Source organism: Allobosea sp. TAF32 (assembly GCF_052113585.1).
Lineage (GTDB): Bacteria > Pseudomonadota > Alphaproteobacteria > Rhizobiales > Beijerinckiaceae > Allobosea.
This window is the reverse complement of the sequence record NZ_JBFRDM010000002.1, coordinates 123174-143562: the sequence shown is the minus strand read 5'-3', so window position 1 is coordinate 143562 and position 20389 is coordinate 123174. Positions and strand designations below refer to the sequence as shown.

The following is a 20389-nucleotide window of genomic DNA, read 5'->3' as shown; positions in this document are numbered from 1 at the left end:
GGCGCGCCATGGTGCCCGATCCCGGCGCTCTCATTCTGGCCATAGCGGTCGCCTTGGCCGCTTACGCGCTCTTCCGCATGTGCACGTACCGCGACCTCTCCGACATCGACGCCCGGGAGTTCGATGAGACCTTCCAGGATCCGCAGGATGAAGCTCGGGGGAGGTGGTTCTGATGGCGGAATTCCGTTGGACGCCAGAGCACGAGGCAACGCTCCGCAAGCTGCATGCTGAGGGCTATTCGTCGTCGCAGATCGCCCTCCAGATCGGCGGCCCATCGCGGAATGCCGTGATCGGCAAGGTGCATCGCCTCGGCCTGGCCCGGCCAAAGCTGCGAGCCCCCGAACCCGAGGCGCGCAAGCCGCTGCAGACCGCGCGACCCGTCAACTTCGCCCGCAAGCCCACCAAGAGCGACGACGAGCGCCGCGAGGCTTTCCAGGCCGTGGCGGACAAAGCGCTCGACAAGTTCGACGCCACCGTCGCTGCCAGCGCAGAGCCCGTGCGCTTCCTCGACCGTGGTCGCTTCCAGTGTTCGATGCCGCAGCCCGGTTGGGACGATGCACATGTGAGGGAGAAGATGGTGTGTGGCCAGCCGGTGCAAGCCGGCACGTCATGGTGCCCAGCCTGCCTGAAGATCGTGTCGTCGCCGGCCGGCCTCGCCCGCTTCAAGCACCAGAGCACGATGCGGGGGATTGCGGCATGACGATTCAGCCATCGCCATACGAGGTCATCCGCGCGATTCAGGATCAGCAGCGCGCCACAGACCGCCTCGTCCAGATCCTTGTTGGCATGCTCGACAAGAGTCAGCCCGAGCCGCTGCTGTCGTTCCAGCCGCCGGCCGCGCACCCAGCCCAGCGCGAGCCCGCCAAGAAGCTCCGCCGCGTTACCGGCCCAGCCGGGCGACCGCCGGCCGCGTACACGCTCGACGGCATCAGCTTCACGACCACCGAACGTCGCGTGGAGGTTCTGGACGCCCTCCGGGAATCCCCGCAGGGGCTCTCCGATCTCGTCCGCCTCGGTTTCGCCCCTAGGACGAACGCGATGATGGCGCAGATCATCGACATCAATCGCGAGCTCGCCAAGGCCGGGTCGCACTATCAGATCAAGGCTCAGCCCAGGCCGACCCGGACGACGGGCCGCGGGTCGCTCGCGCCGAAGTATGAGCTGAGCAAGGTTTCAGAGACAGCAGGCAGCGCTGCACAGTTGTCGGGGAACGCTGCTGAACCCAGCCCCGTCGTCGAACCAGTGGAGAACGATTATGTAGATGGCGGCGCGAGCGCGCAGTCCCATAGCGCCGAAGGCAGGCCCGCTATCCCCTCCAAGCCGGGGGACGCGAGAACGGGGCAAGGCCCTCAAGCGGAAACTCGCAATGCGATTGTCCCACCCGGGGAGAATGCCGGGAGCGCCGTGCGAGACGGCGCACACAATCCGGATGCCGCGGCCGCCCCCCTCAGCGTGCCCGTGGCGCGTCCGCCGGAGGTTGCTATCCCCCCAGCCGAGCCTACGGCGGCCGCAGTTCTTCAGCCCGAGAGGCTCGCCGCCGTCGATGTCCCCAGATGCCGCGTCTTTGGGCCTGGTGGCGACATCTTCGTCAATGCGCGCGCGGCTCGCGCACTGGACGTCCTGAAGCACGGCGACCTGTTCGGCCTCGATCACGTGGCTGCGAGGGCGAAAATCCCATCTGCGTCGGATTGCAGGCATGCGCTCCGCATCGAAGAGACCGCGCTTCGGTCGATCGGGCTCGAGGTCTGGACGGACAAGATCAACGTGCGGCTGAGGGAGGCTTCTTGATGGTCGTCCTGCTCTGTCTTCTTTGCGTTTCCGTCGGAGTTGGCTTGGGTTTCGCGCTAGCCGGATTGTGCAATGCCGCCGGTGAGACGGACAAGCGTATGGGGCTGAAATGACGGCCCCGCTCATTCTCGCGCTCGACATCAGCAAGTCGAATACCGGCGTGGCGTTCGGCCGGGCCGGGGAGCGGCCGCGGTTCCTCTCGATCAAGGGCGCCGACGTGGACAACACGGCGGCCATGATGAAGCTCGGCAGCTGGTTGATCGAATGGACCAAGGTCGAGAAGCCGGAATGGCTCTATTTCGAAGCGGGCATCAACCCCGGCGCCTTCGTCGGCGAATATGACGAGGAGCGTGGCAAGGTCCGCATGACCTCGAATCCGCAAACGACCATCACGCTCTCAAAGATGATCGGCGTGGTCGAGTTTGTCGCCGGCATGAAGAATATCGCGACGCGCACGGCGAACGTACAGACCGCTCGCAAGGCCTTTCTGGGGAAGGGGCGGCCCCACAATCCAAAGAAGCACGCGCGGGCGATGTGCGATCTCCTCGGCTGGCCGGCCAAGAATGGCGACGAGGCTGACGCCGCCGCTGTCTGGTACTGGGCCGCGCTCCAGGTCGCCCCGCGCGCGGCGATGCTCGTCACTCCCATGCAGCAGCAGAAGATCATCAGCCTGATGGATTCCGCTGCGCTCGGGCCGAAGGAGGCGCGCGCATGATCGACGCCCTCCGAGATATCCAGACCCTGCGCGGCGGCGAGTTCATGGCGGCCTGCATAGACGCCGTGGAGCAGGAGAGCATCACCATCCGTCGGCGCGAGGAAATCGCCGCCTCGCGTGGGCAGGCGATGGAGCTCGAAAACCTGCGCCGGGCCGCTTTGCTAGCTGCGGCGGCCGAGATGCTGAGCGCCGTCAGAATCGATGGTGAAAAGTCAGCCGCCGCGGGACGCCAGCCCGTCAACGCGATCATCGCCGCTGTCACAGCCGGCAAGCAAATCTTCAAACAGTTCGACCGCGGGCTTCCGCAGCAGGAGGCAGCATGAACAAGATCGTCATCAGCGCTCGCACGCGCGCCAGCCAGATTGGCCTCCTTGCTCGCGAAGGCAAATCCAGCCGGGAGATCGCTGAGATCGTCGGCATCAGCCGGCAACGCGTTTGTCTCATCGCCCAACGTTTCAATGTCCCGTTGGCGCGTCCCGGCAGTCGGCATTTCGGCCTTTACGTCGCCGATCGCCGCGCTCGCGTCATTCAAGATCTCGCGCGCGAGGCAGGCGTCAGCCCCGCCACCATGATCGAACGCATGCTTCGCGTCGTCGCCGACGACGGGTTCGATCGTGCCCGAAAGATGCTCGGCAAGCTCGCCCTCCCACGGGAGACGCGGGGATGAGCCAGGATCCAGATATCGAGGCCTGGATAGACGAGGCGCGAAGCGCCGACATCCTGGAGATCGCCACGCAGCTTGGCGCGGTGCTCAAGCGCACAGCCGGCGAATATGTCGGGCCCTGTCCGCTCTGCAACGGCACCGACCGCTTCGCAGTGAAGCCCTCCGAGCAGGTCTTCAATTGCCGCGGCGCGCGAGGCGGCGACGTCATCGCCATGGTCGAGCATGTCCGCGAGGTCGATTTCATGGCCGCCTGCGAGATCATCGTCGGACGGCCGGCGCCGCGTCGCGAGAGCCAGGTCAAGCCGATCGATCCTGAAGTCGCCCGCGAGCGGCAGGAGGAGCGTAAGGATCAGGATCTGGCGCGGCGCGAGGCGGACGCCCAGAGGCAGGAATCGAGCGCGGCGCGCGCGGCTAGGATTTTCGACGGCAGCACGGCCTATGCTGGAACCCAAGCTGATGCCTACATGCGCCGGCGCGGGATCTACCTTTCACCCGAGATGGCCTCCGATCTCCGCTTCGCGGCCGGTCTCGAATACCGGGGCTATGCCGACCGCGAGGCCGAGGACGAAACGGCGCTCGGCGTCTTCCCCTGCATGATCGGCGCGATCCGCTCGGTCGACGGCCAGATCATCGGCATCCACCGCACCTACCTTGATCCGAACGAGCCCGCCAAGCTGAAGCCGCCGGGCGATCGGTCTCGCAATAAGGCGAAGAAGAGCTTCGGGACAGTCATGGGCGGATCGATCCGTCTCGGCGCCGTGCGCCCCATCATGGCGATAGGCGAGGGGATCGAGACGACGGGCTCCTGGTATGGGCTGGGTCGTGGCCCCGACGACGTCGGCCTGATGTGCGCGATCTCCCGCGGCAACCTCGCCGGCGCCTGTACGGGAACGATTCAGCACCCGAGCGGCCGCGGCCACATCCCGAACGGCTATCCAGACATGGACCGGCCCGGGATCATCCTCCCGCCATCCGTCAAGAGCGTGATCCTGCTGGTCGATGCCGACGCCGATCCGGCTGCGACGACGGCGTTTTTCTTAGCCGCTGGGCGCCGCTTCCGGGCCCAAGGCCTCACCGTTGAATTCCACGACCCCCTTCAGAAGAAGATCTGGAACGGCGACGGCCGAAAGGCCGACTGGAACGACGTGCTCCTCGATCAGAAGAGGGCGGCGTGAAGGTGTTCTTAGCTAACAGCTCTTCCTCCCTCGATCGCGCGTTCTTCAAACGAGCGAATGATTTCCCATGCGTCCGTGACCTGTTGACGGACCACCGTCAGCGCTTCGTTGTTGAGCTCAATGCAGGTCTCACACCTTTGTTCAACCTCCGTCAGGAGGTTTCGCGCCTGATTGAGCGTGATGTCGGGTGGCGATTTCTCCCCCTCGTCAAGCTGAATGATCAACGCCACAAGAACCTGAATATCACTCACCATTCTGCCGAGGCGCCCAGTGAAGGGATAAATTTTCCCGCCGACACTTTGAAGCTGGACCGACTCCAGCGGACTGATTACTTCGGTGTGATTGAATTGGATCGCTTTCGCGCGAGCGATCAGCCCCGGGAATTCGGGCCAAATCGGTTTAGTTGGCTGGGGGCTTCCATGAGCCTGGTGACGCCAGCCGCCGATACCCGCTCCAAATTGTTCGAGGTTTTTTCGGATTTCTTGGTAGTCGCCAATAGTATCACGCAAGGCTTGTGCGGCAGAGATCAATGCTTGTTGGTTCGCGGCCGTGGCCTGCTTGTTTGCTGCAATGAGCTGACCTGCGGCCCAGAAGAGAGCGATGCCGGCGACACCTGCTGTTATGAGGTTCCCCAGCAGCGACTGATAGCGGTTGAACCAGAATTCGAGGCAGCCGAAGTCGAACTTTTCGTTTGCGACCTGGGCGGCCGCCTTGCAGGCCGGAGCCGCGATGTCGCTGGCAATAGCCAGCGCAACCGCCCCGCCCATGGTCACAATGAAGGCAATCGTCGCCAGTCCGTCGTCGGCTTTCTTCATAGGCCATCCCCCCGTCGCAACCCTAGTTCACCGGCTTGCATGTTGGCGAGGGCGGCATGACCACAATCATCGTCTGCGGCGGGCGATCATACGGGTTGGTGCCGCCTGGCGTCGCGGTTGAAACCTATACGACATGGGAGGAGCAAGCCGAGCGCGAGCGCGGCCGCCTTGATCAGATCCTCGACGCCGCAGTTGGCCGCCTTGCGCTGAAGTTTCTCGCCTGCGGTGATGCCACCGGCGCCGACGCGCTGGCTGCTGCTTGGGCCGAGCGTCACGGGGTTCCCTTCAAGGTCTACCCCGCCGACTGGCAGGCCCACGGCAAGAACGCCGGTCCGCTCCGCAACCGGCAAATGCTCGAGCAAGAGCTACCATCCGCCGTCATCGCCTTCCCCGGCTCGAAGGGCACCCGGAACATGTGCGACATCGCCGAGCGCGCAGGCGTCCGCGTCATCAAGGTCGACTGGTGATGGCAGTCCGGATCATCAACGCCGATATGCGCGACGCCTTGGCCTCGATCCCGGACGAGAGCGTCGACTGCATACAGACCGATCCGCCTTATGGCGAGACAGCGCTCCGATGGGATCAGCGCGTGCCGGGCTGGCCGGCGCTCGTCCGCCGCGTCCTCAAGCCGACGGGCAGCATGTGGGTCTTCGGTTCATTCCGCATGTTCATGGAGACGGCGTCGGAATTCGTCGGCTGGCGCAATAGCCATGAGATCGTTTGGGAGAAGCACAACGGGACTGGGCTCTTCAATGACCGATTCCGCCGCGTCCACGAGATGGCAGCGCACTTCTATCGCGACGATGCGCCATGGGGCGGCGTCTACAAGCAACCCCAGTTCACGAATGACGCGCGAGCTCGTGTCGTCAGGAAGAAGGGACGCCCAGCTCATTGGATCGGCGCCACAGGCGAGACCATCTATCGTTCGGAGGAGGGCGGGCCGCGCCTTATGCGGAGTGTGATCTATGCCCGCTCTGAGCATGGATCGGCCGAACATCCCACCCAAAAGCCGCTGACGATCGTTGAGCCGCTTCTGCTCTATGCCTGCCCGCCGGGCGGTACTGTCCTCGATCCGTTCGCCGGCTCTGGCACGACTGGCCTTCTCGCCAATCGGCACGGGATGAACGCCATCCTCATCGAGGGCGACGAAACGTTCACCCCGGTCATCCGCGCTCGTCTCGACGGCGATGCCCCGCTCCTCGCCAGCATCGAAGGGGCGGCCTGATGCTGCACATCACGGCAATCGAGAGCTTCGAAGAATTCGAGGCCAGAGCCGAAGGGCTCATGCATCCGGCATTCCGGTCGAAGTTCGGCGCCATCTCATGGCGCGATACCTTCGCGCCCGCCAAGCAGCATTATGAGTGGCTGATCAAGGGCATCATCCCGACTCGTGAGGCCGTCCTGATCTATGGCGCCCCGCAGACGGGCAAGAGCTTCGAGACGCAGAACATCGCGATGCACATCGCGCGCGGCGTCGATTTCCAGGGGAGACGGACGAAGAAGGCCGGCGTCGTCTACTGCGCCTTTGAGGGCGGGAAGGGTTTCAAGGGCAGGCAGCTCGCCTATGCGAGCCACCACCAAATGAACCCAGAGGACGACGTCGACATGGTCGTTCTGACCAGGCGCGCCGATCTCTTCGCCGATGATACCGACATCACCGACCTGATCGCCGAGATCCGCCATTGGGGCGGCACGTTCTCTTCCGAGCTTGGCCTCGTCGTCCTCGACACATGGTCAGCGGCCACGCCGGGCGCCGATGAGAACGCCGGCAAGGACGTCTCCCGCGTCAAGGAGCGGGTGATGCGGATCGTCAATGAACTGAACACCGCCGTCATCGTCGTCCACCACAAGCCGGCCTCTGGCGGGCGGCCCCGGGGGCATGGGTCGCTCACCGGCGACTTCGAGACGACGATCGATATCGATTGGGTCACCGAGTCCGGGACACGGCAGGATGCGCCGCGCGGCCCGCACAACAGCGTCAAGGACGAGGACAAGCGCCCGATCCGAGCGGCCACGGTGACGAAGCAGCGCGAGGGCGAGCAGGGGCTTTCCTGGCGCTTCGTCCTGAAGCGGATCGAGATCGGACAGGACGCCGATGGCGATCCCATCTCCTCGTGCGTCTCCCTCCTGCCGGCCGGTCTCTCCGCAGAAGCGAAGGACGCGCCAACGTCCGGCGGCCCAGCCAAGACGGCCGACGGCCGCTTCATCCTGAAGCCGAACCTCGCCACCGCATTCCGCGCTCTCAGCAATGCCTTGGGCGAGAAGGGCAGGGAGCCGCCGCCGAGTGTCCGCGTCCCGGCCCGGACGAAGGTGGTGACGCTCGCGGAATGGCGCGACGAGTACGAGCGCATCGTCGCTGGGGAGGACGAGGATCCGGAGGCCCTGAAGGAGCGAGTCAAGAAGGCCCGCGATCGCGCGGCCGAACGCCTGCTCCTGTCCGGCTTCATCGGGAAGGATGGCGATTGGGTTTGGCGCACCGGAAAGCCGGTGATGGGAGTTGACCCGCCGAAACTGCCCGAGAAGACCGAGGCTCAGAACGAGGCGCTCGACCAGTTCGATACCGGAGAGTTCAAATGGTGATTTGTCCCTCTGGCGCGCGGTTTTGTCCCTGTGAAATCGAAAACTGTCCCTGTGAGCGGGAATTGTCCCTGTGAATGACATGAGCGCAATCCCCGGCTTCGCCGGCTGGGCCGATGACCTGAAGGCCCGTGCCGAAGTGGTGACCGACATGGGAATTCCCATGGCGTGGACGCCCGAGCACGTTCAGGCCCGCTTGGTGGAGGCCTTCGACATCCTCGCCAGATCCGGGACGCGCGTGGGCCCGCGCCAGCACGCCAACGGCTGGCCGGCCATGGTTCATGAGTTCGCCGACCTGGTTGATGCCCAGGCCCGAGCGATCGCGGAGAAAGAGAGGCAGCAGTTGCGCTCCGCTCGCCCCACCGCGGACGAACTCTCGCGCATGAACGAAGCCCTCGCCTGGCCGCTTCACCACCTCGATGGCCGGCCGCTGCAGTCGGACGCCCTGATGCTCTGGGCCTATGCCACCGCGCTCGGGCGCGACATGGCGGCGATGCTGCATGCCCGGAAGAAGCGGGCGATGGCCCTGGCCGACGAGATGATGAAGCGCCGGAATGCTCTGCCGTGGGGAGCGGGCGAGCACGGCGCAGGCGATTGCCGCGCCATGGCCGACCAGTGGCGATCTGCGCTTCGTAGGCAGATCGCGCGGGAGGTATCGGCCAGCGTCCCGGCAAGCGAAGCGCAGGCCGTGTTTAGAGCTCGCTGCGAGGCGTCCAACTGCATGCCCTATCGGGTCAAACCCCACGAGGCGGTGCCCGACCGCTGCCTGTCCCGCACCAATCTGGACCGCCAGCGGAAGGTTGCCGCGGCGGCCGTCGCTTCCGGTCTGCGGCGGGCGGGTGTCGCTGTCAGATAGCGACACGCTGCCGGTTCGCGACATGCCTCCAGCGCCTTCTCACCCGTCGTTCGACGAGTTGAGCTCGTTAGATCTCAGGCCCTCGTCGACCGGGGCCGAAACCGCCTGGCGCAGAACCTCATTGATCCGGTCCTGCCAGCCTGGGCCACCGTCCTGGAAATAGGCGAGCACCTCGCTGTCGATCCGCAGCGTGACCATCTCCTTGGCCCCTGGGACAGTCGCCCTCCGGGGGGCCGGCTCTGAAACGGTTGGCTTCGGCGCCTTGAACAGTGCCTCGGCGTTGTCTCGCGCGCTCTTAGGGCGGCGGGTGGGTCGATCGTTTGTCATTCAATCCCCCATGCAGTATCGCTGGCGTAGTCACCCCAGCTCTTGGACGACCGCCGCGGCGGCAGGGCAGCCGGGCTTCGTCGTCAGGGGGTGGCGGTTAGGTAGGCTTGATTGAGGTTTGAAGCCTGACCGTCTTCATCTTCGGCGTCGGAGCAGCTATGCGCATCGTCACGGAGATTTGGATCCTACCGGCCGAGCTCTTCGCGAGAAACTGCGCCACCGTCGTTGCGCCAGGCTCGGCCGATGCATTCTGTTTATCAAGGTCCAGGCTGGCCACAAAGCCCGACTCGTTCACGCGGTCAGGAAACTGCCAGAACTCCCCTCCGATTATCGGACCATCAAAACCATGAACTTTTGTGCCGCCGCGGGGTGAGGCGGAAACCAACCGCACCCAATCGGCAGATCGGTTGCTGACGTTGACGTAGACCCACCTCCACTCCCGGTGGGTATCGAACCGCTCAGCGGTCAGCCAAAGCAACGGCTCGCTCAGACGCGATGTGTCGCGTCGGTTCATCCACCCCACGTAACCGGATACTGCGGATGCGGCGAGCGCCAGGGTCGCTACCACGTTGGCGTAGGACAGGTCGATGTTCATTGCCGCAGCATCTGGGCGCGCAGGGCGCCCCCGCAAGGTGAGGCGCCGGCAACGCACAGGGTTGTCCACTCCAGATTCGGCAGAGGTGTCCCTGTGGGCGCCGTTTTGTCCCTGTGGCGCACCCGATCTGTCCCTCTGAGCCCGATTTTGTCCCTGTCGAACTGCTCGCCGGCAACGACCCCATGGAGCCGTTGCCACCCCGCTCCCGACCCCGAAGTAGGGTGGTTGTCGAAACCCCAGTTTGCGGGCATCACTTCGGCATCGTCGCGAAACGTGTCGCTCGGCGAAACCCGTCAAGCGAAAAGCACCCTCCGGCCAGGCGGTCCTGCACCACAAAATTCACGCGAGCGGCAACACCCCTATAGGTCGTTGCCACCTCGCCTTGGCCCCTCGCGACGGCCCCTTGCGGGGCATCGAAATTCGAGCCACACATCGCGAACCCCCTCGCGCGTGCGGCCTCAGGGAGCACGGCAGGGAGGGCGGCGCCCAGCGACGCCCCGACCGCATCGCACGAGCCGCGACCGTTCACCCAGTCGCCAGGAACCTCAACGATTCAGGATAGAGCTCTACGACACCGCGCGTGAACGCGCTGTCTTGACCCAGAGGTCGCCAGAATCAAGAACCGTCTCACCGGTGGAGAGGTTCATATGGGTAAGGTCGTTCGTCCGGTCTTCGGGACGCCTTGCCGGGAATGCGGCGATCAGGTGCCTCAGGCCCGGGTTCGCTTGCTCGATCCAAACCGCCCCGTGCTGTGCGTCTCATGCGCATCGCTCAAGGAAGCTCGTCAGCGTCGCGTCATGCAGACCGCTCGCGACAAGGACATTATCATCGTTCGAGGTTGAGCATGGGCGCGACCCAAGCGCCGAAGATTGGCAGGCCGTCCGTCTATAGCGAGGAACTGGTCGAACAGCTCTGCTATCGACTCGCCACCGGCCGCACGCTCACCAGCGTTTGCGATGACGAGGACATGCCGGATCGGATCACGGTCTGGAGATGGCAAGACAGCAAGCCCGACTTTCGCAACCGCCTCACGCGTGCGCGCGAAGAGAGCGTTGACGCCGACTTGGACGAGATGCGCGGGCTCGGGAAGCGTGTGCTCAAAGAACAGGGTCTTGATCCGCGGCGTGTCCGGGTCGCGCTCGACGCGTTCGACAAGGCGGCGCGGCTTCGGGCCCCCCGCAAGATTGAGCTAACAGGCAAGGGCGGTGGCCCCGTTCAGACAGAGCACAAGCTGCACCTCCTGAGTGATGAACACCTCGCCCAACTCAACGATATCCACGCTGTCCTTGCCGCCCTGGGCGGAGGTGAGAGCGGAGATTCGCCGCAGGGAGGTAGCGAAGGAGCGTGAGCGCCTGGCGCGCGACGCCGACGCTATCCGGGCCCGCTGCGTTTCGCTGGCCGGCTTCGTCCGCGAGGCTTGGCCGATCCTCGAGCCGAAGGCCCAATTGATCTGGGGGTGGCCGCTTCAGGTGATGGCCGATCACCTTGAGGCGGTGACCAGGGGCGAGGTCACCCGCCTCCTGACGAATTGCCCGCCGGGCCTCATGAAGTCGCTGCTAAACAGTGTCTTCTGGCCGGCATGGGAGTGGGGCCCCGCAGGTCTCCCCCATATGCGGTATCTCGCGACGTCCTATTCGCAGGACAACGTGATCCGCGACAACACGAAGATGCGGCGTCTGGTCGAGAGCGAGTGGTTTCGCTCGCTTTGGCCTGAGGTGAAGCTGGCGTCGGACCAGAACGCCAAGGGCAAGTTTGAAAACACGCGGTCAGGGGGGCGCGAGGGCAGGCCGTTCGCTTCGATGACCGGCGGCCGCGGCGACCGCGTCATCATCGACGATCCGCATTCGACGGAGACGGCCGAGAGCGAAGTCGAGCGCGGCAATGCGGTGCGCGTCTTCAGGGAATCCATCTCCGACCGCCTGAACGACCTGGAACGTTCGGCGATCGTCGTCATCATGCAGCGCCTGCACAGCAATGACGTTGCCGGCACCATCCTGAAGCTCGGGCTGCCTTACGAGCACTTGTGCCTGCCCATGGAGTACGAGGAGCCACGCCCCGCGACCAAAATCGGGTTCGTGGACCCTCGCACGGCCAAGGGTGAGCTATTGCTGCCGGAACGCTTCAGCCGATCTGCGGTCGAAGCGCTAAAGAAGGCGAAGGGCGAATACGCCTACGCCGGCCAATATCAGCAGCGCCCGACCCCGCGCGAAGGTGGATTGTTCAAGCGGCATTGGTTCGCTGACAAGACCATCGGCGCTGCACCAATTGGAACGACCTGGGTCCGTCACTGGGACTTGGCTGCCACCCAGAACACCAACGCCGCGCGAACGGCGGGCGTGAAGCTGGGCAGAGCGCCCGACGGATCATTCATCGTCGGGCACGTTGTGAAGGATCAGCTTGAGGGTCCGGCCGTCAGGCGCCTTATCAAGGCGACTGCGGAGGCCGACGGCCGCACAGTGAAGATCAGTCTGCCGCAGGATCCCGGCCAGGCCGGCAAGGTCCAGAGTAAAGACATGATCTTGATGCTTGCCGGATTCACCGCCCAGGCCGAGCCGGAGACTGGGGACAAGGTGACCCGAGCGGAGCCGTTCGCTGCCCAGTGCGAGGCTGGGAATGTCTACCTCGTCCGGGGCGAATGGAATGACGACTACCTCGACGAGCTCTGCCTGTTCCCGGGCGGGGCATTCAAAGACCAAGTCGACGCGAGCTCTGGAGCATTTGGACGTCTAATGAGCGTGCGTGGCCCTCTGGTGATCAGTGACGAGGTGCTTGCTCGTGCGGGAGCGCGCCGATGAGCTTTCGTCAACGGCTAGCGGCATGGATCGCCGGGCCGCAGCCTCCGCCTGTGGTGGCCCCTGAGGCGCCGCGGAAGCCAGTTGCTGTCAGCGCTGAAGCCGTCGCGCGTTCTCGGATTGCTCCGGCCAAGCCGGATGCGGAGAAGGTCAACCCGTTCAAGCTCCTGCCGCCGCCTGAGGGTGTGGTGCCGGCGAGCGGCATGGCGATGGACGAAAGTTCGTTGCCTGCCCAGGCATGGGCCATGCAGCAGGCCGCCGCCGGCCTCTACAACGAGGGCATGGCGTGGCTGGGATTCCCGCATCTGTCCGAGCTCGCGCAACGTCCAGAGTATCGCCGCATCTCGGAGATCATCGCGACCGAGGCGAATCGGCAGTGGATCCGCATCACGACTGTCGGCGAGGATGACAAGGCCGAGAAGATCAAGGCCATCACCGACAGGATCAAGGAGCTCGGCGTCAAGGAGCTGTTCCAGAAGATCACCGAACAGGATGGGTTCTTCGGCCGGGCGCATCTCTTCACTGATCTGGGCCAAACGGAGGGGCCCGAGCTTGCCACGCCGATCGGCAATGGATCGGACAAGGTCACGAAGGCCAAGGTCGGGAAGGGGGGCCTGAAGGGCTTCCGGACTGTCGAGGCCGTCTGGTGTTACCCGGCTGAATACGAGACGAGCAACCCACTCAAGCCGAGCTGGTACAAACCCTCCGCCTGGTATGTGCAGGGCCAGAAGGTGCACGCGACGCGACTGCTGACCTTCATCGCTCGCGAGGTGCCCGATCTCCTGAAGCCGGCCTATTCCTTCGGCGGCCTCAGCATGTCGCAGATGGCGAAGCCCTACGTCGACAACTGGCTTCGGACCCGCCAGAGCGTCGCGGATCTGATCAGCTCGTTTTCGGTGAGCGGCATAAAGATCGACCTAGCTGGCGCGCTGAACGTGGACGCCGATGGCCTGTTCCGTCGCGTAGAGCTGTTCAACAACCTGCGCGACAACCGCGGGACGATGGTGCTGAACAAGGGCACCGGCCCGAACGATCCGTCTGAGGAGTTCTTCAACGTCTCCACGCCGCTGGGGACGCTCGACCACCTGCAGGCGCAGAGTCAGGAGCACATCTGCTCCGTGGCCGGCATCCCGCTGGTCAAGTTCACCGGCATCACGCCTTCGGGGCTCAACGCTTCGTCCGAGGGTGAAATTCGCGTGTATTACGATGGCATCGAGGCGCTGCAGGAGAAGTTTCTTCGGCCGCATCTGACGACGGTCATCAACCTGATCCAGATGTCGGAGTTCGGCGAGGTCGACCCTGCCATCGGCTTCGTCTTCGAGCCGCTCTGGAGCCTTGACGACAAGGCCAAGGCCGAGAAGCGCAAGGCTGAGGCGGATACCGACGCGATCTACATCGATTCCGGCGTGCTCGACCCGCTTGAGGTCCGCAAGCGCCTCGCTAGCGACGATGAATCGCCCTACGCCGGCCTCGACGTGGACGACGTGCCGCTCCCGCCGCCAGGCGATGAGGATCCGCCGGAGCCTGAGAAGGACGAGGAGGAAACCGCAGAGGCTGAGGCATGAGCCGTCGCCATCGCCTTGCCCTGGACCGCGCAGAACCGAGCGCGAGAAGTGCGTTCATCCGGGCCCGCAAAGCCGAGGTCCAATATTCCCGTCAGCTCCGCAAGGTCGCTCGCCATATCGGCGATCTTGTCATGGGGTTGTTCGACGAAGCTGACCCGGCTTCCGTCGGCATCGTCGAGCGGGCTCTGAGGCGGTACGCGCCGACGATCGAAGGCTGGGCCAACGCTGTCGGCGGTCGAATGGTGACGGAGGTCGCAGCGCGCGACCGCAAGGCATGGATGGCTGTTGCCCGCGAGATGGGAACGGCAGTCCACCGGGAGATCGAGAAAGCCCCCACGGGGGCGCTCCTGCGGGAACGCCTGAAGGAGCAAGTTAGTCTCATCACGTCGCTACCAGCCGAGGCGGCTGATCGCGTCCACAAGCTGACCATTGAAGGGCTAAGCAAGGGGACGAGGGCGAGCGAAATTGCTGCCGAGATCCGCAAGTCGGGCGATGTCAGCATCGCCAAGGCGAACACAATCGCCCGCACGGAGGTATCCCGTACGGCCACAGCCTTCACGGAGGCGAGGGCCAAAAGTATCGGATCGGAGGGATACATCTGGCGCACAGCCGGCGACAGCGATGTGCGAGAATCGCACCGCGCCATGGCCGGCAAATACGTGCTCTGGAGTAAGCCGCCGACGCTAGACGGGATGACTGGGCATGCCGGCCAATATCCAAATTGCCGCTGTTACCCTGAACCCGTGATCCCCGACGCCTAGTCTTCGGGCTCGGAGATCCTGTCCACCCAGCGTTGGGCTATCGCCACACCATCTGCGGCACCAGCTGCGATCCTGCGGAAGTCCGCAAGCATCTCGCCGATCATGATCGCTGCTTCGCCCTCGATCGTCTCATCCTCTGGGATGTCTGGGAACGCATCCACGAAGCTGGCCCTCGCCAGCTCCTTGAGCGCGTCCATCACTTCGGTGGGGTCGGAAGGGTGCTCGGTCATGCAGGCCGCACGATAGCTGAGCGGCATCCGTCATTCAAACGAGAGATGCCATGGCGAGGGAACAGCCCGAGATGCGGACGTTGTTCGCCCGGCGCCCGGTTCTGAACGCTGATGCCTTGATCGAGTGGGCAAAGGGGCAGGGGCTCTCGAAGCCGCTGGCGTCCTCTGACCTTCACGTCACGATTGCATACAGCAAGGACAAGTTCGACTGGTTCGCAGCGCCGGACGATGTCGACCGCATCCGCATACCGTCGCTCGCTGATCACGAGGCGCAGCGCTCGGTCGAAGAGTTCGGTGACAAGGGCGCAATCGTCCTCCGGTTCGAGGCGGCGGATCTAGCCAGGCGCTGGCAGCAATTCCGAGATGCTGGGGCATCTTGGGACCACAAAGCATACCGGCCGCATGTCACCATCACCTACGGCCCCGGCGACGTCGATATCGCGACGATCGAGCCATACACCGGCCCCATCGAACTGGGCCCGGAAGAATTCTCAGAGATCGACCAGGACTGGAAGCCAAAGATGGCTGGGGATGCGCTCGCTTTCGACCGCGCCTCGACGCGCACCTACGATCAGGATGGCCATCTCCATGTGGCTCGGACCCCGATCAGCAAGGCGAATGTCTGTCCCTATTACGGGCGGGAGATCCCGGATTGGGAAGGGCTGGGGCTCAATCCTGAACGTCTCTACCAACTCCTCCGCGATCCCGAGGAACTGGAGAAGGCGGCTGCAACGTTCGCCGGCAAGCCTCTGCTGAACGTCCATCGGCCTGTCACGGCCGATGACCATGAGCATGAGGCCGTCGCCGGCTCGATCAGCAACCCCGTGTGGGAAGCCCCTTACCTCAAGGCCGATCTCTCGATCTGGGACGGCCCGGCGATCAAGGCCATCGAGGCCGAGACGCAGAAGGAATTGTCGAGCGCATATCGCTATCGCGCCGACATGACGCCCGGCACCTACGAGGGCGTCCGGTACGACGGCGTGATGCGGGACCTCTCCGCGAACCACGTCGCCCTCGTCAAAGAAGGCCGCGCCGGGCCCGATGTCGTTGTCGGCGATGAAATGCCTATCCCCAAAATCAAGGAGTTCATCAGCATGGCCAAGAAGCCATCGATCACCCGTGGTGGCGCGGCTGCGCTGACCGCTCTCTCCCTCTATCTCAAGCCCAAGCTGGCGCAGGACGCGAAGGTTGATCTCTCGTCCGTCCTAGCGAAGGTCACCTCGTCCAATTTTGCGGGGCGGAAGCCCGCGATCATCGCGGGCGTCAAGAAACAGGCGGAGGGCAAGCTGGCCCAGGATGCCTCGCTGGACGATATCGGAGAGGTCGTGGAGGCGCTTGCCCAGATCCTTCCGGAGGAGGCCGCCGAGGTCATCGAAGATGGCGACGATGCCGACGACGGTCCGGCCTCGGACGATGATGACGCCGACCTTCGCGCGCTCCTGAAGGCCAAGGGCCTCAGCGACGATGAGATCGCCCGCATCTGCGCCGGCAACGCTGCCGCGATGGATGGCGACGCAGACGACGATAAGGACAAGGTGACCAAGACAGCCATGGATGCCGCCATCGCGGCAGCGGTGAAGTCCGCGACCAAGTCCGCGACTGCCGCCGCGATCAAGACGCAGCAGGACATCCGCGACGCGGAACGCGCCGTTCGTCCCTATGTAGGTGACCTCGCCATGGCGCATGACAGCGCCGATGCCGTCTATCGCACGGCCCTGACTTCGCTCGGCGTCGAAATCGAGGGCGTCCATCCCTCGGCCTTCCCCGCGATCCTCAAGCTGCAGCCCAAGCCTGGCGATACCCCGTCGGCGCGCAAGCCGATCGCGCAGGACGCCGCTGCCTCGAAGGAATTCGAGACCCGCTTCCCGCACGCCAACCGCCTCAAGGTTTGAGGAAGGAGATACGCACATGCCTTTCCAGACCCAGGTCAATCTCACTCAGGCGCCTGCCGTCGAAGGCGACTTCGCCAGCGCCAATCCGCGGAACTCGGTGCTATCTGTTGAAGGCGGCTTCGTCGCAGGCCCGAGCGGCCTCACGATCGGCCGCTTCTGCTGGGCCGATGCCTCGACGAACCGGATCCTCGCCAACACCGGCACCGGCGCCCCGACTGGCTTCCTGCATCGCGATCTGCAGGGCCTCATCATCACCTACCTCGCGGAAGCGGGCATGGTGATCCCGGCCGGCTTCGGTATTGGCGAGCTGTTCAACGGCGGCGACTTCTGGGTGAAGAACGCCGGAGCCGGCGCTGCGACCGTCGGCATGAAGGCCTTCGCCAACAACACCAACGGCACGATCAGCTTCGCGGCTGCGGGCGCCACCGTTGCCGGCAGCACCGAAACCAAATGGTTCGCCATGACCGCAGGCGCGGCTGGGGAACTCCTGAAAATGTCCAATGTCGCGCTGGGCTGAGGAGAGCAATCACATGACCACCCGTCATTCCGACTTCGCTCGCCTTGAGCGCGAGTGGGGCATCCATCTGCCGTTCGCGATGGACTGGATGCCCCGCGAATTTCGCGGCGACTATCAGCTGGCGCTCGACGCGCAGCCGACGCTCGCCACGACCGCCAGCGGCGGCATCCCCGCCTGGCTGACGCAGTATGTCGATCCCGAGGTGGTTCGCATTCTGCAATCGCCGAACGAAGGCGCCGATATCCTCGGCGAGAAGAAGACCGGCGACTGGACCACCCAGACGGCCGTCTTCCCCGTCGTCGAGAATACCGGAGAGGTCTCCAGCTATGGGGATTTCAACACCAACGGCCGCTCCGATGCGAACGTCGTCTGGCCGCAGCGTCAGTCCTATCTCTTTCAGACGGTGGTCGAGTACGGCGATCTCCAGATCGACCGGGCCGGCGCCGCCAAGCTGAATTGGGTGGGCGAGCTCCAGACCTCCGCCGCGGCGACGCTCGATAAGTTCACCGACTTCACCTACCACTTCGGCGTCTCGGGCTTGCAGAACTACGGCATGCTCAACGACCCATCGCTGTCGGCGGCGCTGACCCCTGCCACCAAGGCAGCCGGCGGAGTGAAGTGGATCAACAACAACGCCATCGTCGCGACCGCCAACGAGGTCTTCGCCGACGTTCAGGCGATGTTCTCGCAGCTCGTGGCGCAGACCGCTGGCCGCGTGAAGAAGAGCGACAAGCTCACCCTGGCCATGTCGCCCGGCTCGGAAGTCGCGCTGACCGCGACCAACACCTTCGGCATCAGCGTCTCCGACCTGCTGCAGAAGAACTTCCCGAACCTGACGGTGAAGACCTCCTATCGGTACGGCACGGCGGCGGGCAACGTCGTGCAACTCATCGCCGGCAGCTTCGACGGCCATGACACGGGCTACTGCGGCTTCAACGAGAAGCTCCGCGATCACGCGATCGTCCGCCAGCTCTCGTCCTGGCAGCAGAAGAAGACCAGCGGCACCTGGGGCGCGATCATCCGCTACCCGCTGGCCATTTCGCAGATGCTTGGAGTTTGAACATGGCCGCAACCGTCACCGTCGCCTGCAAGCTCCCGCATGGGCTCCTCTTGCAGCTTCAGAAGCCCGTTGAGGTCGCCGAACCGACCCAGAGCAACCCCGAGCGGAAGGTCACCCGGTACGAGCGCTTCGGCAAGGTTGTTCGCATCAACGGCTGCGCGATCCCGATGGATCGGCCGTCGTCCAAGGAGCTTCGGGGCGGCTATGCCCTGACGCGCGATGTCGATGCCGAATTCTTCTCCAAATGGCTGGAGCAGAACAAGGAGCATTCGGCCGTCGAAGGTGGCTTCATCTTCGCGTCCGAACAGACGGCGGCCATCGACAAATATGTCGACCGCTACTCTGACAGGCTCACCGGCCTCGAGCCGGCGGACCCGCAGAACCTGCCCGCGGAGTTCCGCAAGATCGAGACCGCGAGCGTGGGGGGCTGACATGGCGAAGACCGTCACCATTGCCAGCCGTATCCCGATGGCAATTCGCATGGAGGAAGCGGAGCGCAATCCCGACAAACCGGGCCTCTCGAAGGAACGCCGGTCGATCGTCATCCAGGGCGCGGGCAACGAGCTCGGGACTGTCGAGGGTCTCACGCGGGATGTGGATGAAGCTCTCTTCGACGCTTGGGTGAAGGCCAATCCGAACCACGCGGCGGTCGTGAATGGGCTGCTGCGCAAGGTCGGGGCCGACGAAGAGCCGGAGGGGATCGTCTACGGCTTCGAAACGGCGCTCCCGGCGCCGGACGTTGTCCCGGCTGAGGCCCTCGCCGCCAAGGAAAAGCAGAGCTGAGGGCGTCGCCGTGGCGGTCACCTATAGCGATTTCGTCGCGGCGTTCCCCGAGTTCTCGGATGCGGCTGTCTATCCTCAGCCGCAATTCGATTTCTGGGCGACCCAAGCCTACATGCAGCTCAATGCCGGCCGGTTTGGCGCTTCGCTCGATCTCGCAGTCATGCTGTTCGTCGCGCACAACCTCGTCCTTTCGGCTCAGGCCAAGAAGTCGGCAGCGAGCGGCGGGGGGGTGGTATCAACGTCCTCAAGCCTGGTTGCGTCCAAGGCCGTCGACAAGGTCAGTGTCAGCTACGACACAACGACCACAACGATTGCCGGGGCAGGGCTCTGGAACGCCACGGTCTACGGCCAGCGCCTGTACGCCATGATGCGAGCCTTCGGCGCCGGCCTGCTCTACATCCCCAACAAGCGCGTTGCGATCCCGTGACCGTCAAGATCACGAAGGATCGCGTTCCCGAGCTGGTGAAGGCGATCCGCGAGCTGACCTCGAAAGAGGTTCTCGTCGGCATCCCTGACACGGATGCGGGCCGCGACGATAAGGACCCAATCAGTAACGCCGAGATCGGCTACCTGATGGAGACCGGCTCTCCTGTTCAGAACATCCCGCCACGCCCGCACCTGGTGCCGGGCGTGGAGGCCGCCAGCCAGAAGATCGAGAAGCGGATGAGGGCAGGGGCAGAAGCAGCCCTCGCTGGCAAGAAGTCGGACGTCGATGCCATACTAACGGCAGTGGGGATCACCGCTGAAAACGCCGTGAAGGCGAGGATCTCGGACGGGCCCTTTGCACCGCTGTCGCCGAAGACGCTGGCCAAGCGTAAGGCGAAGGGGCGGACCGGCGAAAAGCCGCTCATCGACACTGGCCAGTATCGCCGGGCAATCACGCACGTAGTTCGCAAGAAGGGTGACTGATGCCACTCCTTGACGTGTCGGACGTGCTGTCGGATCCAGATTTCGCGGACGGCGCCACGATCACGCGGACGGTCGTGACGGTCGACCCCGAAACCGGGCGCACCATCGAGACGCCGACCACCACGCCAATCTCTGTCGTCGTCACATCTGATAAGGGCCGCAACCTTCAGCGCAACCCCGAGGCGGCGCTGTCGGAAGGCTCGATCATCGTCCACACGACCTTCACACTGACCGAAGGCGGCAATGGCGTGGACGCCGACATCATCGACTGGAACGGCCGGAAATGGACCGTCGTGACGGTCGATGACTACTCCCGCTACGGCGCCGGCTTCACCTGCGCGATGTGCCGCCTGCTCGATCTGCGGTGA

28 protein-coding genes are annotated in these 20389 nt (G+C 64.5%); 24 read left to right on the top strand and 4 right to left on the bottom strand.

Features of this window, described 5'->3' with window-relative positions:
• The first annotated feature begins 8 nt into the window (after window positions 1-8).
• From AB4Z16_RS05200 to AB4Z16_RS05170, 7 genes are all read left to right on the top strand, one after another.
• A complete protein-coding gene (locus AB4Z16_RS05200; RefSeq protein ID WP_441510280.1) occupies window positions 9-173 on the top strand; it encodes a hypothetical protein in 165 nt (54 codons plus the stop codon).
• Complete coding sequence (locus AB4Z16_RS05195; protein ID WP_441510708.1) at window positions 173-700, top strand: GcrA family cell cycle regulator; 528 nt, start codon at window positions 173-175, stop codon at window positions 698-700. The genes AB4Z16_RS05200 and AB4Z16_RS05195 overlap by 1 nt, the downstream gene beginning before the upstream one ends.
• Complete coding sequence (locus tag AB4Z16_RS05190; RefSeq protein WP_441510279.1) at window positions 697-1788, top strand: hypothetical protein; 1092 nt, start codon at window positions 697-699, stop codon at window positions 1786-1788. Before AB4Z16_RS05195 ends, AB4Z16_RS05190 begins: the two co-directional genes overlap by 4 nt.
• A 109-nt stretch (window positions 1789-1897) precedes the next feature.
• A complete protein-coding gene (locus AB4Z16_RS05185; protein WP_441510278.1) occupies window positions 1898-2503 on the top strand; it encodes a hypothetical protein in 606 nt (201 codons plus the stop codon).
• A complete protein-coding gene (locus AB4Z16_RS05180) occupies window positions 2500-2826 on the top strand; it encodes a hypothetical protein (RefSeq protein ID WP_441510277.1) in 327 nt (108 codons plus the stop codon). The genes AB4Z16_RS05185 and AB4Z16_RS05180 overlap by 4 nt, the downstream gene beginning before the upstream one ends.
• A complete protein-coding gene (locus AB4Z16_RS05175; protein ID WP_441510276.1) occupies window positions 2823-3170 on the top strand; it encodes a helix-turn-helix domain-containing protein in 348 nt (115 codons plus the stop codon). The genes AB4Z16_RS05180 and AB4Z16_RS05175 overlap by 4 nt, the downstream gene beginning before the upstream one ends.
• Window positions 3167-4342, top strand: coding sequence for a DUF7146 domain-containing protein (locus tag AB4Z16_RS05170; RefSeq protein WP_441510275.1), 1176 nt, complete (start codon window positions 3167-3169; stop codon window positions 4340-4342). The genes AB4Z16_RS05175 and AB4Z16_RS05170 overlap by 4 nt, the downstream gene beginning before the upstream one ends.
• A gap of 8 nt (window positions 4343-4350) precedes the next feature.
• Here the strand turns inward: AB4Z16_RS05170 and AB4Z16_RS05165 are convergent, their stop codons facing one another.
• Complete coding sequence (locus tag AB4Z16_RS05165) at window positions 4351-5157, bottom strand: hypothetical protein (protein WP_441510274.1); 807 nt, start codon at window positions 5155-5157, stop codon at window positions 4351-4353.
• A gap of 56 nt (window positions 5158-5213) precedes the next feature.
• Between AB4Z16_RS05165 and AB4Z16_RS05160 the strand changes: the two genes are divergently transcribed.
• The 4 genes from AB4Z16_RS05160 to AB4Z16_RS05145 all read left to right on the top strand — a co-directional run bounded on the left by AB4Z16_RS05160 (window position 5214) and on the right by AB4Z16_RS05145 (window position 8590).
• Window positions 5214-5624 (top strand): SLOG family protein, encoded by a 411-nt coding sequence (locus AB4Z16_RS05160; RefSeq protein WP_441510273.1) that lies wholly within the window; start codon window positions 5214-5216, stop codon window positions 5622-5624.
• Entirely contained in the window at window positions 5624-6382 is a 759-nt protein-coding gene (locus AB4Z16_RS05155; protein WP_441510272.1) for a DNA-methyltransferase, read from the top strand. Before AB4Z16_RS05160 ends, AB4Z16_RS05155 begins: the two co-directional genes overlap by 1 nt.
• The gene (locus AB4Z16_RS05150) at window positions 6382-7737 is read left to right on the top strand and encodes an AAA family ATPase (protein WP_441510271.1); all 1356 of its coding nucleotides are present in this window, start codon (window positions 6382-6384) and stop codon (window positions 7735-7737) included. The genes AB4Z16_RS05155 and AB4Z16_RS05150 overlap by 1 nt, the downstream gene beginning before the upstream one ends.
• 79 nt (window positions 7738-7816) lie before the next feature.
• The gene (locus tag AB4Z16_RS05145) at window positions 7817-8590 is read left to right on the top strand and encodes a hypothetical protein (RefSeq protein ID WP_441510270.1); all 774 of its coding nucleotides are present in this window, start codon (window positions 7817-7819) and stop codon (window positions 8588-8590) included.
• Window positions 8591-8629: 39 nt separating this feature from the next.
• Here AB4Z16_RS05145 and AB4Z16_RS05140 read toward each other — a convergent pair whose 3' ends face one another.
• Window positions 8630-8917, bottom strand: coding sequence for a BrnA antitoxin family protein (locus tag AB4Z16_RS05140; RefSeq protein WP_441510269.1), 288 nt, complete (start codon window positions 8915-8917; stop codon window positions 8630-8632).
• Window positions 8918-9014: 97 nt separating this feature from the next.
• Complete coding sequence (locus tag AB4Z16_RS05135) at window positions 9015-9512, bottom strand: hypothetical protein (protein ID WP_441510268.1); 498 nt, start codon at window positions 9510-9512, stop codon at window positions 9015-9017.
• Between the two features lie 647 nt (window positions 9513-10159).
• On the opposite strand from AB4Z16_RS05135, the gene AB4Z16_RS28190 reads away from it, so the two are divergent.
• The 5 genes from AB4Z16_RS28190 to AB4Z16_RS05115 are packed head-to-tail and all read left to right on the top strand — an operon-like array spanning window position 10160 to window position 14630.
• Window positions 10160-10354: a TraR/DksA C4-type zinc finger protein gene (locus AB4Z16_RS28190; RefSeq protein WP_465248673.1), complete on the top strand. Its 195-nt coding sequence runs from the start codon at window positions 10160-10162 to the stop codon at window positions 10352-10354.
• Between the two features lie 2 nt (window positions 10355-10356).
• Window positions 10357-10860, top strand: a complete 504-nt coding sequence (locus AB4Z16_RS05130) for a terminase small subunit-like protein (protein ID WP_441510267.1) — start codon at window positions 10357-10359, stop codon at window positions 10858-10860.
• Entirely contained in the window at window positions 10760-12307 is a 1548-nt protein-coding gene (terL, locus tag AB4Z16_RS05125; RefSeq protein WP_441510266.1) for a phage terminase large subunit, read from the top strand. Before AB4Z16_RS05130 ends, terL begins: the two co-directional genes overlap by 101 nt.
• Entirely contained in the window at window positions 12304-13869 is a 1566-nt protein-coding gene (locus tag AB4Z16_RS05120) for a DUF1073 domain-containing protein (RefSeq protein WP_441510265.1), read from the top strand. Before terL ends, AB4Z16_RS05120 begins: the two co-directional genes overlap by 4 nt.
• Window positions 13866-14630 (top strand): phage head morphogenesis protein, encoded by a 765-nt coding sequence (locus AB4Z16_RS05115; RefSeq protein ID WP_441510264.1) that lies wholly within the window; start codon window positions 13866-13868, stop codon window positions 14628-14630. Before AB4Z16_RS05120 ends, AB4Z16_RS05115 begins: the two co-directional genes overlap by 4 nt.
• Here the strand turns inward: AB4Z16_RS05115 and AB4Z16_RS05110 are convergent.
• A complete protein-coding gene (locus AB4Z16_RS05110) occupies window positions 14627-14887 on the bottom strand; it encodes a hypothetical protein (protein ID WP_441510263.1) in 261 nt (86 codons plus the stop codon). The genes AB4Z16_RS05115 and AB4Z16_RS05110 overlap by 4 nt on opposite strands.
• Window positions 14888-14910: 23 nt before the next feature.
• On the opposite strand from AB4Z16_RS05110, the gene AB4Z16_RS05105 reads away from it, so the two are divergent.
• Genes AB4Z16_RS05105 through AB4Z16_RS05070 form a run of 8 tightly spaced genes read left to right on the top strand, consistent with a single transcriptional unit; the run spans window position 14911 to window position 20389 of the window.
• Window positions 14911-16752, top strand: a complete 1842-nt coding sequence (locus tag AB4Z16_RS05105) for a DUF2213 domain-containing protein (RefSeq protein WP_441510262.1) — start codon at window positions 14911-14913, stop codon at window positions 16750-16752.
• A 16-nt stretch (window positions 16753-16768) separates the two neighbouring features.
• A complete protein-coding gene (locus AB4Z16_RS05100; RefSeq protein WP_441510261.1) occupies window positions 16769-17269 on the top strand; it encodes a structural cement protein Gp24 in 501 nt (166 codons plus the stop codon).
• Window positions 17270-17282: 13 nt separating this feature from the next.
• A complete protein-coding gene (locus AB4Z16_RS05095) occupies window positions 17283-18329 on the top strand; it encodes a hypothetical protein (protein ID WP_441510260.1) in 1047 nt (348 codons plus the stop codon).
• Window positions 18330-18331: 2 nt separating this feature from the next.
• The gene (locus tag AB4Z16_RS05090) at window positions 18332-18760 is read left to right on the top strand and encodes a hypothetical protein (RefSeq protein WP_441510259.1); all 429 of its coding nucleotides are present in this window, start codon (window positions 18332-18334) and stop codon (window positions 18758-18760) included.
• Window position 18761: 1 nt separating this feature from the next.
• Window positions 18762-19112, top strand: coding sequence for a hypothetical protein (locus AB4Z16_RS05085; protein ID WP_441510258.1), 351 nt, complete (start codon window positions 18762-18764; stop codon window positions 19110-19112).
• 10 nt (window positions 19113-19122) lie between these two features.
• Window positions 19123-19539 (top strand): DUF4054 domain-containing protein, encoded by a 417-nt coding sequence (locus tag AB4Z16_RS05080; RefSeq protein ID WP_441510257.1) that lies wholly within the window; start codon window positions 19123-19125, stop codon window positions 19537-19539.
• On the top strand, window positions 19536-20021 hold the full coding sequence (locus AB4Z16_RS05075) for a hypothetical protein (protein WP_441510256.1): 486 nt from the start codon (window positions 19536-19538) through the stop codon (window positions 20019-20021). Before AB4Z16_RS05080 ends, AB4Z16_RS05075 begins: the two co-directional genes overlap by 4 nt.
• The gene (locus tag AB4Z16_RS05070) at window positions 20021-20389 is read left to right on the top strand and encodes a hypothetical protein (protein ID WP_441510255.1); all 369 of its coding nucleotides are present in this window, start codon (window positions 20021-20023) and stop codon (window positions 20387-20389) included. Before AB4Z16_RS05075 ends, AB4Z16_RS05070 begins: the two co-directional genes overlap by 1 nt.

Excerpts from the sequence above, each read along its gene's own strand:
- AB4Z16_RS05175 (WP_441510276.1), top strand. The coding sequence starts at position 2,823 with ATGAACAAGATCGTCATCAGCGCTCGCACGCGCGCCAGCCAGATTGGC.
- AB4Z16_RS05085 (WP_441510258.1), top strand. The coding sequence starts at position 18,762 with ATGGCGAAGACCGTCACCATTGCCAGCCGTATCCCGATGGCAATTCGC.
- AB4Z16_RS05120 (WP_441510265.1), top strand. The coding sequence starts at position 12,304 with ATGAGCTTTCGTCAACGGCTAGCGGCATGGATCGCCGGGCCGCAGCCT.
- AB4Z16_RS05100 (WP_441510261.1), top strand. The coding sequence starts at position 16,769 with ATGCCTTTCCAGACCCAGGTCAATCTCACTCAGGCGCCTGCCGTCGAA.
- AB4Z16_RS05165 (WP_441510274.1), bottom strand. The coding sequence starts at position 5,157 with ATGAAGAAAGCCGACGACGGACTGGCGACGATTGCCTTCATTGTGACC.
- AB4Z16_RS05195 (WP_441510708.1), top strand. The coding sequence starts at position 173 with ATGGCGGAATTCCGTTGGACGCCAGAGCACGAGGCAACGCTCCGCAAG.
- AB4Z16_RS05095 (WP_441510260.1), top strand. The coding sequence starts at position 17,283 with ATGACCACCCGTCATTCCGACTTCGCTCGCCTTGAGCGCGAGTGGGGC.
- AB4Z16_RS05170 (WP_441510275.1), top strand. The coding sequence starts at position 3,167 with ATGAGCCAGGATCCAGATATCGAGGCCTGGATAGACGAGGCGCGAAGC.
- AB4Z16_RS05190 (WP_441510279.1), top strand. The coding sequence starts at position 697 with ATGACGATTCAGCCATCGCCATACGAGGTCATCCGCGCGATTCAGGAT.
- AB4Z16_RS05160 (WP_441510273.1), top strand. The coding sequence starts at position 5,214 with ATGACCACAATCATCGTCTGCGGCGGGCGATCATACGGGTTGGTGCCG.
- AB4Z16_RS05070 (WP_441510255.1), top strand. The coding sequence starts at position 20,021 with ATGCCACTCCTTGACGTGTCGGACGTGCTGTCGGATCCAGATTTCGCG.
- AB4Z16_RS05155 (WP_441510272.1), top strand. The coding sequence starts at position 5,624 with ATGGCAGTCCGGATCATCAACGCCGATATGCGCGACGCCTTGGCCTCG.
- AB4Z16_RS05140 (WP_441510269.1), bottom strand. The coding sequence starts at position 8,917 with ATGACAAACGATCGACCCACCCGCCGCCCTAAGAGCGCGCGAGACAAC.
- AB4Z16_RS05115 (WP_441510264.1), top strand. The coding sequence starts at position 13,866 with ATGAGCCGTCGCCATCGCCTTGCCCTGGACCGCGCAGAACCGAGCGCG.
- AB4Z16_RS05200 (WP_441510280.1), top strand. The coding sequence starts at position 9 with ATGGTGCCCGATCCCGGCGCTCTCATTCTGGCCATAGCGGTCGCCTTG.
- AB4Z16_RS05135 (WP_441510268.1), bottom strand. The coding sequence starts at position 9,512 with ATGAACATCGACCTGTCCTACGCCAACGTGGTAGCGACCCTGGCGCTC.
- AB4Z16_RS05145 (WP_441510270.1), top strand. The coding sequence starts at position 7,817 with ATGAGCGCAATCCCCGGCTTCGCCGGCTGGGCCGATGACCTGAAGGCC.
- AB4Z16_RS05105 (WP_441510262.1), top strand. The coding sequence starts at position 14,911 with ATGGCGAGGGAACAGCCCGAGATGCGGACGTTGTTCGCCCGGCGCCCG.
- AB4Z16_RS05090 (WP_441510259.1), top strand. The coding sequence starts at position 18,332 with ATGGCCGCAACCGTCACCGTCGCCTGCAAGCTCCCGCATGGGCTCCTC.
- AB4Z16_RS28190 (WP_465248673.1), top strand. The coding sequence starts at position 10,160 with ATGGGTAAGGTCGTTCGTCCGGTCTTCGGGACGCCTTGCCGGGAATGC.
- AB4Z16_RS05130 (WP_441510267.1), top strand. The coding sequence starts at position 10,357 with ATGGGCGCGACCCAAGCGCCGAAGATTGGCAGGCCGTCCGTCTATAGC.
- AB4Z16_RS05185 (WP_441510278.1), top strand. The coding sequence starts at position 1,898 with ATGACGGCCCCGCTCATTCTCGCGCTCGACATCAGCAAGTCGAATACC.
- AB4Z16_RS05110 (WP_441510263.1), bottom strand. The coding sequence starts at position 14,887 with ATGCCGCTCAGCTATCGTGCGGCCTGCATGACCGAGCACCCTTCCGAC.
- AB4Z16_RS05150 (WP_441510271.1), top strand. The coding sequence starts at position 6,382 with ATGCTGCACATCACGGCAATCGAGAGCTTCGAAGAATTCGAGGCCAGA.
- terL (WP_441510266.1), top strand. The coding sequence starts at position 10,760 with ATGAACACCTCGCCCAACTCAACGATATCCACGCTGTCCTTGCCGCCC.
- AB4Z16_RS05180 (WP_441510277.1), top strand. The coding sequence starts at position 2,500 with ATGATCGACGCCCTCCGAGATATCCAGACCCTGCGCGGCGGCGAGTTC.